The organism is Streptomyces hygroscopicus subsp. hygroscopicus, assembly GCF_001553455.1.
GTDB lineage: Bacteria > Actinomycetota > Actinomycetes > Streptomycetales > Streptomycetaceae > Streptomyces > Streptomyces hygroscopicus.
In genome coordinates this window covers 16668-32265 of the sequence record NZ_BBOX01000026.1, presented here as the reverse complement: position 1 = coordinate 32265, position 15598 = coordinate 16668, and the positions used below count along the sequence as shown (strand labels likewise).

The 15598-nt window shown below is 72.0% G+C and carries 14 protein-coding genes; 1 reads left to right on the top strand and 13 read right to left on the bottom strand.

Annotated features, from left to right (window positions below; translation table 11 throughout):
- Window positions 1-32: 32 nt before the first annotated feature.
- From carB to pyrR, 6 genes are all read right to left on the bottom strand, one after another.
- The gene (carB, locus tag AXW62_RS03850; RefSeq protein ID WP_060943238.1) at window positions 33-3344 is read right to left on the bottom strand and encodes a carbamoyl-phosphate synthase large subunit; all 3312 of its coding nucleotides are present in this window, start codon (window positions 3342-3344) and stop codon (window positions 33-35) included.
- A complete protein-coding gene (carA, locus tag AXW62_RS03845; protein WP_060943237.1) occupies window positions 3337-4476 on the bottom strand; it encodes a glutamine-hydrolyzing carbamoyl-phosphate synthase small subunit in 1140 nt (379 codons plus the stop codon). The genes carB and carA overlap by 8 nt, the downstream gene beginning before the upstream one ends.
- On the bottom strand, window positions 4473-5108 hold the full coding sequence (locus AXW62_RS03840; RefSeq protein ID WP_060943236.1) for a PH-like domain-containing protein: 636 nt from the start codon (window positions 5106-5108) through the stop codon (window positions 4473-4475). Before AXW62_RS03840 ends, carA begins: the two co-directional genes overlap by 4 nt.
- Window positions 5105-6400: a dihydroorotase gene (locus AXW62_RS03835; RefSeq protein WP_060943235.1), complete on the bottom strand. Its 1296-nt coding sequence runs from the start codon at window positions 6398-6400 to the stop codon at window positions 5105-5107. The genes AXW62_RS03840 and AXW62_RS03835 overlap by 4 nt, the downstream gene beginning before the upstream one ends.
- A 2-nt stretch (window positions 6401-6402) precedes the next feature.
- Window positions 6403-7383: an aspartate carbamoyltransferase catalytic subunit gene (locus tag AXW62_RS03830; RefSeq protein ID WP_030826693.1), complete on the bottom strand. Its 981-nt coding sequence runs from the start codon at window positions 7381-7383 to the stop codon at window positions 6403-6405.
- 138 nt (window positions 7384-7521) lie between these two features.
- Entirely contained in the window at window positions 7522-8103 is a 582-nt protein-coding gene (gene pyrR / locus AXW62_RS03825) for a bifunctional pyr operon transcriptional regulator/uracil phosphoribosyltransferase PyrR (RefSeq protein ID WP_030826696.1), read from the bottom strand.
- A gap of 222 nt (window positions 8104-8325) precedes the next feature.
- Here pyrR and bldD point away from each other — a divergent pair, with 222 nt between their 5' ends.
- Window positions 8326-8826 carry a transcriptional regulator BldD gene (bldD, locus tag AXW62_RS03820; RefSeq protein WP_014056259.1) on the top strand — a complete coding sequence of 167 codons (501 nt, stop codon included), beginning with the start codon at window positions 8326-8328 and terminating at the stop codon, window positions 8824-8826.
- Window positions 8827-8966: 140 nt separating this feature from the next.
- On the opposite strand, the gene nusB is transcribed toward bldD, so the two are convergent.
- The 7 genes from nusB to aroC form a co-directional block, all read right to left on the bottom strand.
- Window positions 8967-9410, bottom strand: a complete 444-nt coding sequence (gene nusB, locus AXW62_RS03815; RefSeq protein ID WP_030826699.1) for a transcription antitermination factor NusB — start codon at window positions 9408-9410, stop codon at window positions 8967-8969.
- A 2-nt stretch (window positions 9411-9412) separates the two neighbouring features.
- Window positions 9413-9979 (bottom strand): elongation factor P, encoded by a 567-nt coding sequence (efp, locus tag AXW62_RS03810; RefSeq protein WP_030826702.1) that lies wholly within the window; start codon window positions 9977-9979, stop codon window positions 9413-9415.
- Window positions 9980-10082: 103 nt separating this feature from the next.
- Entirely contained in the window at window positions 10083-11195 is a 1113-nt protein-coding gene (locus tag AXW62_RS03805; protein WP_030826705.1) for an aminopeptidase P family protein, read from the bottom strand.
- Window positions 11196-11420: 225 nt separating this feature from the next.
- Entirely contained in the window at window positions 11421-12302 is an 882-nt protein-coding gene (locus tag AXW62_RS03800) for a Pro-rich N-terminal domain-containing protein (RefSeq protein ID WP_060943234.1), read from the bottom strand.
- A gap of 341 nt (window positions 12303-12643) precedes the next feature.
- Complete coding sequence (aroB, locus tag AXW62_RS03795; RefSeq protein WP_060943233.1) at window positions 12644-13801, bottom strand: 3-dehydroquinate synthase; 1158 nt, start codon at window positions 13799-13801, stop codon at window positions 12644-12646.
- On the bottom strand, window positions 13798-14298 hold the full coding sequence (locus tag AXW62_RS03790) for a shikimate kinase (RefSeq protein ID WP_236259074.1): 501 nt from the start codon (window positions 14296-14298) through the stop codon (window positions 13798-13800). The genes aroB and AXW62_RS03790 overlap by 4 nt, the downstream gene beginning before the upstream one ends.
- A 20-nt stretch (window positions 14299-14318) precedes the next feature.
- On the bottom strand, window positions 14319-15503 hold the full coding sequence (gene aroC / locus AXW62_RS03785) for a chorismate synthase (RefSeq protein WP_060943232.1): 1185 nt from the start codon (window positions 15501-15503) through the stop codon (window positions 14319-14321).
- Between the last annotated feature and the right edge of the window lie 95 nt (window positions 15504-15598).

The window sequence follows — 15598 nt, the reverse complement described above, 5'->3', positions numbered from 1 at the left end:
GGGGACACCGGCCGGTGTCCCCCTCCCCCGCCTCACTCCTCGCGGGCGGCGGTCAGATGGTCCGCGTGTTCCTGGAGCGACCGGACGCCGACCGCGCCCCGGCCCAGCGCCTCGATGCCCTGTACGGCGGCCGCGAGCGCCTGGACGGTGGTCAGGCACGGGACGCCGCGGGCGACGGCCGCCGTACGGATGTCATAGCCGTCCAGCCGGCTGCCGGTGCCGTACGGGGTGTTGACGATCAGGTCGACCTCGCCCTCGTGGATCAGCTGGACGATGGTCTTCTCACCATTCGGGCCCTCGCCCTCGCTGTGCTTGCGGACCACGGTGGCGTTGATGCCGTTGCGCTTGAGCACGTCCGCCGTGCCCGAGGTGGCCAGCAGCTCGAAGCCGAGGCCGACCAGCTCCCGGGCGGGGAAGATCATCGAGCGCTTGTCGCGGTTGGCGACGGAGACGAACGCACGCCCCTTGGACGGCAGCGCGCCGTACGCCCCGGCCTGCGACTTGGCGTAGGCCGCGCCGAAGACCGAGTCGATGCCCATGACCTCCCCGGTGGAGCGCATCTCCGGGCCGAGGACGGTGTCCACCCCGCGCCCGGAGGCGTCCCGGAACCGGCTCCACGGCATCACGGCCTCCTTGACGGAGATCGGCGCGTCCAGCGGCAGCGTGCCGCCGTCGCCGCTGGAGGGCAGCAGCCCCTCGGCGCGCAGCTCGGCGATGGTGGCGCCCAGCGAGATCCGGGCGGCGGCCTTGGCCAGCGGTACGGCGGTGGCCTTGGAGGTGAAGGGGACGGTACGGGAGGCGCGCGGGTTCGCCTCCAGTACGTAGAGGATGTCCCCGGCCAGCGCGAACTGGATGTTGATCAGTCCGCGGACGCCCACCCCGCGGGCGATGGCCTCGGTCGAGGCGCGCAGCCGCTTGATGTCGAAGCCGCCGAGGGTGATCGGGGGCAGGGCGCAGGCCGAGTCGCCCGAGTGGATCCCGGCCTCCTCGATGTGCTCCATGACACCGCCGAGGTAGAGATCCTGGCCGTCGTAGAGCGCGTCCACGTCGATCTCTATGGCGTCGTCGAGGAAGCGGTCGATGAGCACGGGGTGCTCGGAGATCAGCCCGGCGTGCCGCTCCAGGTACGCGGCGAGCGAGGGCTCGTCGTAGACGATCTCCATCCCGCGGCCGCCCAGGACGTACGAGGGGCGGACCATGACCGGGTAGCCGATCTCGGCCGCGATGCCCTTGGCCTGGTCGAAGGAGAAGGCGGTGCCGTACTTGGGCGCGGGCAGCCCGGCCTCGGTCAGCACCCGGCCGAAGGCGCCGCGCTCCTCGGCGAGGTTGATCGCCTCGGGCGAGGTGCCGACGATCGGCACTCCGTTGTCCTTGAGCGCCTGGGCCAGGCCCAGCGGGGTCTGGCCGCCGAGCTGGACGATGACGCCCGCGACCGGTCCGGCCTGCGTCTCCGCGTGGACGATCTCCAGCACGTCCTCCAGGGTGAGCGGCTCGAAGTAGAGCCGGTCGGAGGTGTCGTAGTCGGTGGAGACGGTCTCCGGGTTGCAGTTGACCATGACGGTCTCGTAGCCCGCGTCGTGCAGCGCGAAGGAGGCGTGGACGCAGGAGTAGTCGAACTCGATGCCCTGGCCGATGCGGTTGGGGCCCGAGCCGAGGATGATCACCGCGGGGGTCTGCCGCGGGGCGACCTCGGACTCCTCGTCGTAGGAGGAGTAGAAGTACGGGGTCCTGGCGGCGAACTCGGCGGCGCAGGTGTCGACCGTCTTGTAGACGGGGCGGATGCCCAGCGCGTGCCGCACCTCGCGGACCACGTCCTCGCGCAGCGAGCGGATACCGGCGATCTGGGCGTCGGAGAAGCCGTGCCGCTTGGCCTCGGCGAGCAGCTCGGGGTGGAGCTTGTCGGCGGCGGCGAGGTCGTCCGCGATCTCCTTGATCAGGAAGAGCTGGTCCACGAACCACGGGTCGATCCGGGTGGCGTCGAAGACCTCCTGGGGGGTGGCCCCGGCGCGGATCGCCAGCATCACGGTGTTGATCCGGCCGTCGGTCGGGGCGGTGGCCGCCTCCAGCAGTGCGGCCTTGTCGCCGGGGTCCCCGGTGAAGTCGAACTGGCTGCCCTTCTTCTCCAGCGAGCGCAGCGCCTTCTGGAGCGCCTCGGTGAAGTTGCGGCCGATGGCCATGGCCTCGCCGACCGACTTCATGGTGGTGGTCAGCCGGGCGTCGGCGGCCGGGAACTTCTCGAAGGCGAAGCGCGGCACCTTGACCACGACGTAGTCGAGCGTGGGCTCGAAGGACGCCGGGGTCTCCTGCGTGATGTCGTTGGGGATCTCGTCCAGCGTGTAGCCGACGGCCAGCTTGGCCGCGATCTTCGCGATGGGGAAGCCGGTGGCCTTGGAGGCGAGCGCCGAGGAGCGGGAGACGCGCGGGTTCATCTCGATGACGATGACCCGGCCGTCCTCGGGGTTGACCGCGAACTGGATGTTGCAGCCGCCGGTGTCGACGCCGACCTCGCGGATGACGGCGATGCCGATGTCCCGCAGGATCTGGTACTCGCGGTCGGTGAGCGTCATCGCCGGGGCGACGGTGATCGAGTCACCGGTGTGCACGCCCATGGGGTCGAAGTTCTCGATGGAGCAGACGACCACGACGTTGTCGCGCTTGTCGCGCATCAGCTCCAGCTCGTACTCCTTCCAGCCGAGGATGGACTCCTCCAGGAGCACCTCGGTGGTCGGCGAGAGGGTCAGGCCCTGGCCGGCGATACGGCGCAGCTCGTCCTCGTCGTGGGCGAAGCCGGAGCCCGCGCCGCCCATGGTGAAGGAGGGGCGGACCACGACGGGGTAGCCGCCGAGCTGCTCGACGCCCGCGAGCACGTCGTCCATGGAGTGGCAGATGACCGAGCGGGCGGACTCACCGTGGCCGATCTTGGCGCGGACGGCCTCGACGACCTCCTTGAACTGGTCGCGGTCCTCGCCCTTGTGGATCGCCTGGACGTTGGCGCCGATCAGCTCGACGCCGTACTCCTCGAGGGTGCCCGCCTCGTGCAGGGAGATCGCGGTGTTGAGCGCGGTCTGGCCGCCGAGGGTGGGCAGCAGCGCGTCGGGGCGCTCCTTGGCGATGATCTTCTCGACGTACTCCGGAGTGATCGGCTCGACGTAGGTGGCGTCGGCGATCTCCGGGTCGGTCATGATCGTGGCCGGGTTGGAGTTGACCAGGATGACCCGCAGGCCCTCGGACTTCAGGACCCGGCACGCCTGGGTGCCGGAGTAGTCGAACTCGGCGGCCTGGCCGATGACGATCGGGCCGGAGCCGATGACCAGAACGGACTGGATGTCGGTGCGCTTAGGCACGCTGGCCCTCCATCAGGGACACGAAGCGGTCGAACAGGTACGCGGCGTCATGCGGACCGGCGGCCGCCTCGGGGTGGTACTGGACGCTGAACGCGGGGCGGTCGAGCAGCCGCAGCCCCTCGACCACGTTGTCGTTGAGGCAGACGTGGGAGACCTCGGCGCGGCCGTAGGGGGTGTCGGACGGCGCGTCGAGCGGGGCGTCCACGGCGAAGCCGTGGTTGTGGGCGGTGATCTCCACCTTGCCGGTGGTGCGGTCCTGCACCGGCTGGTTGATCCCGCGGTGCCCGTACTTGAGCTTGTAGGTGCCGAAGCCGAGCGCCCGGCCGAGGATCTGGTTGCCGAAGCAGATGCCGAACAGCGGCGTGGAGCGCTCCAGCACGGCCCGCATCAGCGAGACGGGGTGGTCGGCGGTGGCCGGGTCGCCCGGGCCGTTGGAGAAGAACACCCCGTCCGGACCGACCGCGTAGACGTCCTCGACCGTCGCGGTCGCGGGCAGCACGTGCACCTCGATGCCGCGCTCGGCCATCCGGTACGGGGTCATGCCCTTGATGCCCAGGTCGATCGCGGCGACGGTGAACTTCCTGGTCCCGATCGCGGGGACGACGTACGCCTCGGCGGTGGCCACCTCGCCGCTGAGGTCGGCGCCCTTCATCTGCGGGACGGCCCGCACCCTGGCCAGCAGCGCGGCCTCGTCCCCGAGCGCCTCACCGGAGAAGATGCCGACGCGCATGGCGCCGCGCTCGCGCAGGTGGCGGGTGAGGGCGCGGGTGTCGATCCCGCTGATGCCGACCACGCCCTGGGCGGTCAGCTCCTCGTCCAGCGAGCGACGGGAGCGCCAGTTGGAGGGCGTACGGGCCGGGTCGCGCACCACATAGCCGGAGACCCAGATCCGCTGCGACTCCGGGTCCTCGTCGTTGACGCCGGTGTTCCCGATGTGCGGGGCGGTCATCACGACGACCTGGCGGTGGTAGGAGGGGTCGGTCAGGGTCTCCTGGTAGCCGGTCATCCCGGTGGAGAACACGGCCTCGCCGAAGGTCTCCCCCACGGCCCCGTAGGCCCGGCCGCGGAAGGTGCGGCCGTCCTCCAGGACGAGTACGGCGGGGGCGCTGGCCCCCCGGGTGGAGGTCGTCATCGTGCGGCGCCTTCCGTCTGGTTGCTGGGGTTGCTTGCGTTGCTCGGGTCGCTCGGGCCGCTGGGGCTCAGCGCGGTGACGGCGTCGACCCAGGCGGGGTGCTCGGCGGCGTGGTCGGAGCGGAAACCGGAGTCGATCAGCCGCTCGCCCAGCTGCCAGGTGATCACCAGCAGCCCGCCCTCGGCGAGGACCTTGCCGGCGATGCCCTTGTCCAGCCGGGCGCCGCGCAGCGCGGCGGCCGGGATGAAGAAGTCCCGGGCGCCCGGCCGTACGACACCCACGCCCAGGTCGGTGAGGGTGAGCTCGACCCGGCTGCGGGTGCCCAGGCCGTGGGCGACGATCCGGTCCAGCCACTGTCCGGCGGTCGTGGAGCCGTGGTAGCGGCCGCTGAGCGCGAGGCGGGCCGCACCGGGCTCGCCGGGGGCGGAGGGCAGCTCGGGGAGGTCGCCCTGGAGGGTTCCGCGCCACTTCCAGCCCTCGCGCATCAGCCAGTAGACCAGCGCGATGACCAGCAGCAGCCCGGCGACCCAGCCGATCCGGGCGGCCCAGTCCGTCACTTCCTGCGATTTCTGTTCGGCCGCCAGGCCCGCGTATCCCGCGAGGCCCGCCACCGGATGACTCAGAGGTGTCACGCCAGCTTCCCGTCCACAACCGTCGCCCGCCCCCGCAGGAACGTGTACGTCACGCGGCCCGGCAGTTCGCGGCCCTCGTAGGGAGTGTTGCGGCTGCGGGAGGCGAAGCCCGCGGGGTTCACCACACCACGGTAAGCGGAGTCGAGCAGGGTGAGGTTGGCGGGCTCCCCGGGGGCGACGGGGCGGCCGTGGCCGGCCAGGCGGCCGATGGCCGAGGGCCGCACCGACATCCGGTCGGCGACGCCCGCCCAGTCCAGCAGCCCGGTGTCGACCATGGTGTGCTGGACCACGGACAGCGCCGTCTCCAGGCCCACCATGCCCATGGCCGCGGCGCCCCACTCGCAGTCCTTGTCCTCGTGCGGATGCGGGGCGTGGTCGGTGGCCACGCAGTCGATGGTGCCGTCGGCGAGCGCCTCACGCAGCGCCATCACATCGGCCTCGGTGCGCAGCGGCGGGTTCACCTTGTAGACCGGGTTGTAGGAGCGTACGAGCTCGTCGGTCAGCAGCAGATGGTGCGGGGTGACCTCGGCGGTGACGTTCCAGCCCTTGGACTTGGCCCAGCGGATGAGCTCGACCGAGCCCGCGGTGGACAGGTGGCAGATGTGCACCCGGGAGCCGACGTGCGCGGCGAGCAGCACATCACGGGCGATGATCGACTCCTCGGCGACGGCCGGCCAGCCGCCCAGGCCCAGCTCGGCGGAGACGACGCCCTCGTTCATCTGGGCGCCCTCGGTCAGCCGGGGCTCCTGGGCGTGCTGGGCGATGACGCCGCCGAACGCCTTCACGTACTCCAGCGCCCGACGCATGATCACCGCGTCGTCCACGCACTTGCCGTCGTCGGAGAAGACCCGCACCCCGGCGGCCGAGTCGTGCATCGCGCCCAGCTCGGCCAGCTTCTTGCCCTCCAGGCCGACGGTGACCGCGCCCACCGGCTGCACATCGCAGTAGCCGGACTCCTTGCCGAGCCGCCACACCTGCTCCACGACGCCCGCGGTGTCGGCCACGGGGAAGGTGTTGGCCATGGCGTGGACGGCGGTGAAACCGCCAGCGGCGGCGGCCTTGGTGCCGGTCAGGACCGTCTCGGAGTCCTCACGGCCGGGCTCGCGCAGATGGGTGTGGAGATCGACCAGGCCCGGCAGCAGGATCTGCCCGGTGACGTCGATCACGGTGGCGCCGGCCGCGTCCAGCCCGGAGCCGACCGCGGCGATGCGCTCCCCCTCGATCAGCACGTCCCGCGGCTCGCCGCCGAGCACCTTCGCGCCGCGCAGCAGCGTCTTGTCCGTGTCGCTCATGGTCACTTGCTCTCCTCGGTGCGGTCGGCGGCGACGGCGGATTCGTTCCCGCCGAGCAGCAGGTACAGGACGGCCATGCGGATCGAGACGCCGTTGGCCACCTGCTCGACGGCGGTGCAGCGGTCGGAGTCCGCGACCTCCGCGGTGATCTCCATACCGCGGTTCATGGGGCCGGGGTGCATCACGATGGCGTGCTCCGGCATCCGCGCCATGCGGTCGCCGTCCAGGCCGTAGCGGCGGGCGTACTCCCGCTCGGTGGGGAAGAAGGCGGCGTTCATGCGCTCGCGCTGGACGCGCAGCATCATCACGGCGTCGGTTTTGCCGATCACCGCGTCCAGGTCGTAGCTGATCTCGCAGGGCCAGCTCTCCACGCCGAAGGGGACCAGCGTCGGCGGGGCGACCAGGGTGACCTCGGCGCCCAGGGTGGCCAGCAGATGGACGTTGGAGCGGGCCACCCGGCTGTGCAGGACGTCGCCGACGATGGTGATCCGGCGCCCGGCCAGGTCCTGTCCGACGCCGGGGCCCTCCCCGCTCAGGTGGCGGCGCATGGTGAAGGCGTCGAGCAGCGCCTGGGTGGGGTGCTCATGGGTGCCGTCGCCCGCGTTGACCACGGCGCCGTTGATCCAGCCGGAGGTGGCGAGCCGGTGCGGGGCGCCGGAGGCGTGGTGGCGGATGACGACGGCGTCGGCGCCCATCGCCTCCAGGGTGAGCGCGGTGTCCTTGAGGGACTCGCCCTTGGAGACCGAGGAGCCCTTGGCGGAGAAGTTGATCACATCGGCGGACAGCCGCTTGGCGGCCGCCTCGAAGGAGATGCGGGTGCGGGTGGAGTCCTCGAAGAAGAGGTTGACGACGGTACGGCCGCGCAGGGTCGGCAGTTTCTTGATCGGCCGGTCGGCGAGCCGGGCCAGTTCCTCGGCGGTGTCGAGGATCAGGACGGCGTCATCGCGCGAGAGGTCGGCGGCCGAGATGAGGTGGCGCTTCATCCGGTTGCTCCGTGGGTGAGGGAGATGAGCGGGCGTGCGGGCGGGCAGGCGCGCGGGCCGGTGTCCTGGCGGGCACCGGTGGTCCGTCGGGCGGGTTCCCTTCGGTCGCCGGGCGGCACCCGCCGTCGGTGCGGGGCGCTACTTCCCGTCCGCGGGGGTGGTCCCGCGCAGCCCGAGGAGCACGCTGTCGCGGCCGTCCTCCTCGGTGAGCTGGACCTTGACCGTCTCCCGCAGCGACGTGGGGAGGTTCTTGCCGACGTAGTCGGCGCGGATCGGCAGTTCACGGTGGCCGCGGTCGACGAGGACCGCGAGCTGGACGGCGCGCGGCCGACCGATGTCACCGAGGGCGTCGAGCGCGGCGCGGATGGTGCGGCCGGAGAAGAGCACGTCGTCCACCAGGACCACCAGGCGGCCGTCGATGCCGTCGTCGGGGATCTCGGTGCGGGCGAGCGCGCGGGCCGGGCGCAGCCTCAGATCGTCGCGGTACATCGTGATGTCGAGCGAGCCGACCGGGATCCGGCCGGGCTTGTCGGTGATCTCTTCGAGCCGGGCGGCCAGCCGCCGGGCGAGAAAGACACCGCGGGTGGGAATGCCGAGCAGCACCACGTCGTCGGCGCCCTTGGCGCGTTCCACGATCTCGTGGGCGATGCGGGTCAGAACGCGGGCGATATCCGGTGCTTCCAGCACGGAGCGCGCGGCGTCCGAGGTATGTGCGTCCATACGAAACGGACCTCCTTCTCCGCCTCACGGGACGGACCTTAAAGGACGGTCGGATTTGCGCCATTCACACTAGCAGGGATAGGGAGTGCCCCCGTCAACGCCCCTGGCGGGAGCCCCTCCGCTCCGTTCGGCTTGACGAATGGAAATTACGCTGCGTAACCTCACAGTGAGTGACCAGCCGCGCGGCACAGCCGCACGTCGATACAGCGTCCGGGGAGCTTTATGTCCAGCGAATACGCCAAACAGCTCGGGGCCAAGCTCCGCGCCATCCGCACCCAGCAGGGCCTCTCCCTCCACGGTGTCGAGGAGAAGTCCCAGGGCCGCTGGAAGGCCGTGGTGGTGGGATCGTACGAGCGCGGTGACCGTGCCGTGACCGTGCAGCGTCTCGCCGAGCTGGCCGACTTCTACGGCGTCCCGGTGCAGGAGCTGCTTCCGGGCACGAGCCCGGCCGGGGCGGCGGAGCCGCCGCCGAAGCTGGTACTGGACCTTGAGCGGCTGGCCCATGTGCCGGTCGAGAAGGCGGGACCGCTGCAGCGGTACGCCGCGACGATCCAGAGCCAGCGTGGTGACTACAACGGCAAGGTGCTCTCGATCCGCCAGGACGATCTGCGCACCCTCGCCGTCATCTACGACCAGTCGCCGTCCGTGCTGACCGAGCAGTTGATCAGCTGGGGCGTGCTGGGCGCCGACGCCCGCCGCGCGGTCCAGCACGAAGACGTCTGAGTCCTCTTCTCCCCCGCCACCAGCAGAAACGTGCCGCCGGGGGCGGTGGGGCCCTTCCGGGTCCGCCACCGCCCCCGGCGGCTTTGTCGTCATGACGCGCCCGTAGGCGTCCGTTTGTCCGGCCTTGATGGTCCGGCGCGCTATGCCTGGCGCTCCTGATCGCGACGCAGACTCGGCTTCAGCTCCTTGATACGGCCCAGCAGGCCGTTGACGAAGGCCGGCGAGTCATCGGTGGAGAACTCCTTGGCGAGCTGCACCGCCTCGTCGATCACCACCGCGTCCGGGGTCGCGTCCTCCCACACCAGCTCATAGGCGCCCAGCCGCAGGATGTTCCGGTCGACGACCGGCATCCGGTCCAGCGTCCAGCCCACCGCGTAGGTGCCGATCAGCTCGTCGATCCGGTCGATGTGCTGGGCATATCCCTCGACGAGCTGCATCGTGTATTCGCTGACCGGCGGCTGCCGGTCGTCGGTCCGGGCGTGCCGGATCCAGTCCGCGAGCACTGTCTGCACGGAGCTGCCGCGCTGATCGGACTCGAAGAGGATCTGGAAGGCACGCTTTCGGGCCTTGTTGCGGGCAGCCACGGCTAGTTGTTCACCCGACCGAGGTACTCACCGGAGCGGGTGTCAACCTTGATCTTCTCACCGGTGGTGATGAACAGCGGCACGCCGATCTCATAGCCGGTCTCGAGCTTGGCGGGCTTGGTGCCACCGGTGGAGCGGTCACCCTGGACGCCCGGCTCGGTGTACTCGACCACGAGCTCGACGGCCGCGGGCAGCTCGACGTAGAGCGGGTTGCCCTCGTACATCGCCACGACGGCCTCGAACCCCTCGAGCAGGTAGCGGGCGTTGTCGCCGACGACCTCGGGGGTGATGTAGATCTGGTCGAAGGTGTCCATGTCCATGAACACAAAGCTCTCGCCGTCCTTGTACGAGAACTGCATGCCGCGCTTGTCGACATTGGCCGTCTCGACCTTCACACCGGCGTTGAAGGTCTTGTCGACCACCTTGCCGGACAGCACGTTCTTGAGCTTGGTGCGCACGAAAGCAGGGCCCTTGCCGGGCTTGACGTGCTGGAACTCGACGACGGACCACAGCTGGCCGCCTTCGAGCTTGAGCACCATGCCGTTCTTGAGGTCGTTCGTGGATGCCACGGTTGCGGGATCTCCTGGACTGCAGCTGGCGGAGACCAGAGCGCTGCGCCGCTCTCCCGGCCGGAAGCCGGGACGGAGGCCGTAGCCGAGCCGCGGCCGAAGCCTAGAGCGCGAGCAGCTCTTTGGTCGTGATGGTGAGTAGCTCGGGTCCGCCGTCCGCCTCGGGGCGGACGACGAGCGTGTCATCGATCCGGACACCGCCCCGGCCCGGGAGGTGGACCCCCGGCTCGACGGTGACCGGCACACAAGCGTCCAGTTTACCCATGGCGGACGGGCTGAGCCGAGGGTCCTCGTCGATTTCCAGGCCCACCCCGTGTCCCGTGCGGGGTTCCAGCACGTCTCCGTAGCCCGCCGCGTCCAGCACCTGACGGGTCACCCGGTCCACGTCCCGGCACGCCCGGCCCGGCAGCAGCGCCTCCCGCCCCGCCCGCTGAGCGGCGAAGACGACGTCGTACAGCTCGACCTGCCAGTCCGCGGGCGAGGGCCCGACGACGAAGGTACGGCCCACCTGGCAGCGGTAGCCGCGGTAGTCGGCGCCGAGGCGGATGGTGAGGAAGTCGCCCTCCTCGACCCGCCGGTCGGTGGGCAGATGGCCGGGGCGCCCCGCGTTGGGCCCCGCCGCGACGACGGTGGGGAAGGCCGGGCCGTCCGCGCCGTGGTCCACCAGCCGGCGCTCCAGCTCCAGCGCCAGATGACGCTCGGTGCGGCCCACCAGGATCGACTCCAGCAGCTCGCCGAGCGCCTGATCGGCGAGCTCCCCGGCGATCCGCATACAGGAGATCTCCTCGTCGTCCTTGACGATCCGCAACTGCTCCACGGCCCGGCCCAGATCGGCCAGCCGGATCCGGGGCGCGGCGGCGCCCAGCGCCCGATGGCGGGCGACGGTCAGATCGTGCTCCTCGACGGCCAGCGACTCGGCGCCGTCCGCGGCGGCCAGATCGGCCGCGGCCGCCGCCGGATCGCCCTCCGCACCGGGCAGCACCAGCAGCCGCGGCTCCTCCGCACGCGGTGGGGCGGACGGGAGCGGCGGGACGGAGGGGACCTCGGCGGCCACCAGCACGTCCTGGACGGGGCCGAGCAGCAGCACCGCGCCGGGCGGCACGGCGCCGCACAGATAGCGCACATTGGCGGGCCGGGACACCAGCGCCGCCGCGCTCCCGGCCGCGGTGCACTGATCGTGCAGACGGGCACGTCGGGCCGCGTACACCTCGGACATGGTCCCGAGCGTACGCACGCCCGGCGGCAACGGCCCCTCCAGTGGCTCCGGCGAGTGAGCCGGCGGGCGTGTCGCCGTCCACGGGCCGCCCCGGCGAGTGAGCCGGAGGGGCGCGTACAGGGGGCAACAGTCATGCCGGGCCCGGAGGCCGGCGGCCCCGTCCCGGCGGCAGCCGCCAGGAGGCTCAAGCGCCCCGGAGGCGGACCGGGCCTGGAATCAAGGCGGCTACCAGCTGGGCGGGCTCGCGATGGAGCGGGTGACCACCTCGTCGAGCATGCGGGCCGTGGTCTCCACGTCGTAGGTGGAGTTGTCGATGATCGGCAGGCCGGAGCCGTACCACCCCGCCATCCGGCCGTGGATCCGCGCCACCTCCTCGTCGCTGAGGCGGCGGTTGCCGGTGCGGGCCGCGTTCCGCTCCAGCACGATCTCCAGGCCCGGCAGGACCACCACCGGCAGCAGACCGGGGCCCACATGGCGCTTCCAGCCGCCGAGGCCGACCACCGGGCGGTCGGGGAAGACGGCGTCGTCGAGGATGCAGGAGATGCCGTTGGCCAGGAAGTTACGGGCGGCGAAGCCGCAGGTGCGGCGGGCGAGACGGTACTGCGCCTCGGAGTGCTCGTTCCACCCCGACTGGGGGTTGGCGAAGCCGGAGCGGACCCACTCCCGCACATCGTCCAGGCTGATGTGCGCGGTCGGCACCCGGCGGCGGTCGGCCCAGTAGCGCGCGACCGTGGTCTTGCCCGCCCCGGCCGGCCCGATCAGCAGCACCGCCACCGCCGCCTGCGAGGCGTCGGCGACCGACGGGTCCGCCGGCGGGTGCGGCAGCGGCACCGGGCCGCCGGGCGGCAGCTGGACATGGCCGGTGGTGCTCACCGTCTCCAGCGGCGCCCCGGGGGGCGCCTGCGGAGCCGGCGGAGGCGACACCGGATGCTGCGCGGGCGGTGCGGGATGTCCCGGCATGGGGGGCGCGGGCGGTGCGGGGGGATGCGGCCCGGGTCCCGGGTGATGGCTCGCACTCGCGCCCTGGGCCCAGCCCGCGCCCTGCGGTCCGGGGACCGGCCCCGGCTGGTGGGGCGGCGGCAGCGGAGCTCCCACTGCATGCTGCATCCGGTGGCACTCCGTCTCGTACAGGCGGTTCTCGTCCGGCAACTGTCGTGTGCTGATACGGCGGTGAGGCCGCTTCTACCGAACGGTACCTGCCCGGACCGCCGCTGTGTGAACGCCCCACGAACCCGCCGCGTGCCCGCCGTCCCCGGCCGGCCAGGCATGTCGTCCCGCATGGCCGGTAACCGCAAGGGGCCGGGGGGTGTTCGAAAGCCCGCGGCGGGACCGCGGGCTTTCGAGGGCGATGACGAAGTTGTGACGTACCGATGACGGAAAACGCCGGAAACGACAGAAAACGCCGGAGAACGCCGGAGAAGGACGCAGAACGACGGACCGGAGCCGGGTCAGCGGGAGATCTCGGCGTACGCGGCGAGCAGCACCGCCGGGTCCGGGCCCTCCAGGACGGTGGGCTTGGCCAGGCCGTCCAGGACGATGAAGCGCAGCAGGTCGCCCCGGGACTTCTTGTCGACCTTCATGGTCTCCAGCAGCTTGGGCCACTGGTCGCCGCGGTAGGTGAGCGGCAGCCCCACGGACTCCAGCACGGCGCGGTGCCGGTCGGCCGTGGCGTCGTCCAGGCGGCCCGCGAGGCGGCCCAGTTCGGCGGCGAAGACCAGGCCCACGGAGACGGCCGCGCCATGGCGCCAGTTGTAGCGCTCGTTCTTCTCGATGGCGTGGGCGAGCGTATGCCCGTAGTTGAGGATCTCCCGCGGCCCGGACTCCTTGAGGTCGCTGGAGACGACCTCGGCCTTGACCCGGATGGAGCGCTCGATGAGCTCGGCGGTGTGCGGGCCGGCGGGCGTGCGGGCGGCGGCCGGGTCCCGCTCGATCAGCTCCAGGATCTCCGGGTCGGCGATGAAGCCCGCCTTGATGATCTCGGCGAGCCCGCTGACGTAGTCGTTGACCGGCAGCGACTCCAGCGCGGCCAGGTCGCACAGCACCCCGGCCGGCGGGTGGAAGGCGCCGACGAGGTTCTTGCCCTCCGCGGTGTTGATCCCGGTCTTGCCGCCGACGGCGGCGTCGACCATGGCCAGCACGGTGGTGGGGACGGCGATCCAGCGCACTCCGCGCAGCCAGGTCGCGGCGACGAACCCGGCCAGGTCGGTGGTCGCGCCGCCGCCGACGCCGACGATCACGTCGGTGCGGGTGAAGCCGGTCTGGCCGAGCGCCTTCCAGCAGTACGCGGCGACCTCGGCGGTCTTGGCCTCCTCCGCGTTGGGCAGCTGGATCGCGATGGCCTCATACCCCTGCTCGGCGAGGTCCTGGCGGATGGCCTCACCGGTCTCGGCCAGCGCCTCGGGGTGCAGGACGGCCACGCGCTGGACGGGGCCGCGGCGCGCGGCGGCACCGCCCCGGGCGGTGCCGGGGGACGGACGGGCGGGCGCGCCGATCAGCCCGGGAAGCTCGCCGAGCAGCTGCCGGCCGACCAGCACCTCGTACGGCGCGCTGCCCGCGGTGCCTCCGACCTGGATGCGGGTGGGGGTATCGGACACGGGCGGGGTCATGCGTTCTTCAGCTCCAGTGCGTCCAGGACGGCGTCGGCGACGTCCTCGGGGGTGCGGTCCTCGGTCGACACCACGGCGCGGGCGACCTCGGTGTACAGCGGGCGGCGCTGCTCCATCAGCTCACGCCAGCGCTGGCGCGGGTTGACCGCGAGCAGCGGGCGCGGGGCGTCCAGCCCGGTGCGCTTGACCGCCTCGTGGACCCCCATCTCCAGGAAGACGACGGGAAGCCCGGCGATCAGTGCCCGGGTGCGCTCGTCCAGGATCGCGCCGCCGCCCAGGGCCAGTACGCCCGGGTGCTCGGCGACGGCGGTCCGTACGGCCTCCCGCTCCAGCTCGCGGAAGTGCGGCTCGCCCTCGTCGATGAAGATCTCCGAGATCTCCTTGCCCGCGGTCGCGACGATGTCGATGTCGGTGTCGCGGAACGTGGTGCCGAGCCGCTCCGCGAGCACCTGCCCGACGGTGGTCTTGCCGACCCCCATGGGTCCGACCAGCACCACGGCGGGACCGTTCGGCCCGCTCACCGGATGGCCAGGTGGTCGAGGAAGCCCTTGACGTTGCGCCGCGTCTCGGCGACCGAGTCGCCGCCGAACTTCTCCGCGACCGCGTCGGCCAGCACCAGCGCGACCATCGCCTCGGCGACGATCCCGGCGGCCGGGACGGCGCAGACGTCGGAGCGCTGGTGGTGGGCTTTGGTGGGCTCGCCGGTGGTCACGTCGACGGTGGCCAGCGCCCGCGGCACGGTCGCGATCGGCTTCATCGCGGCCCGGACGCGCAGCAGCTCGCCGGTGGTCAGCCCGCCCTCGGTGCCGCCGGAGCGGCCCGAGGCGCGCCGGATGCCGCCGTCCGCCGGGACGATCTCGTCATGGGCCTGGGAGCCGGGCACCCGCGCGAGGTCGAAGCCGTCGCCGACCTCGACGCCCTTGATGGCCTGGATGCCCATCAGCGCACCGGCCAGCCGCGCGTCGAGACGGCGGTCCCAGTGCACATGGGAGCCGAGGCCCACCGGCACGCCGTAGGCGAGCACCTCGACCACGCCGCCGAGCGTGTCGCCGTCCTTGTGGGCCTGGTCGATCTCGGCCACCATCGCCTTGCTCGCGTCGGCGTCCAGGCAGCGCACCGGGTCGGCGTCGAGCCTCTCGACGTCGGAGGGCTTGGGGTAGACGCCGTACGGCGCCTTCGCGGCGGCCAGCTCCACGACATGCGAGACGATCTCGATCCCGGCCGTCTCCTTGAGGTAGGAGCGGGCGACGGTGCCGAGGGCGACGCGGGCGGCGGTCTCCCGGGCGCTGGCGCGCTCCAGGATCGGCCGGGCCTCGTCGAAGCCGTACTTCTGCATCCCCGCGAGGTCGGCGTGACCGGGGCGGGGGCGGGTGAGCGGGGCGTTACGGGCCAGCCCCTGGAGGACCTCGGGGTCCACCGGATCGGCGGCCATGACCTGCTCCCACTTCGGCCACTCCGTGTTGCCCACCATGATCGCGACCGGGGAGCCGAGGGTCAGCCCGTGCCGTACGCCGCCGAGGAAGGTGACCTCGTCGCGCTCGAACTTCATCCGGGCGCCGCGGCCGTAGCCGAGCCGCCGTCGGGCCAGGGCGTCCGCCACCATGTCGGTGGTGATCGGCACCCCGGCGGGCAGCCCCTCCAGCGTCGCCACGAGTGCGGGGCCGTGCGACTCCCCCGCGGTCAGCCAGCGCAACCTGCTCAACGGTGCTCCCTCATGCGCGTCCCTCGACGTCGTGCGGCGCGGCCCGGTCCGCGCGACTCCGGCCCGCACCTTTCGATCCTCCCACGAGCGGGGGT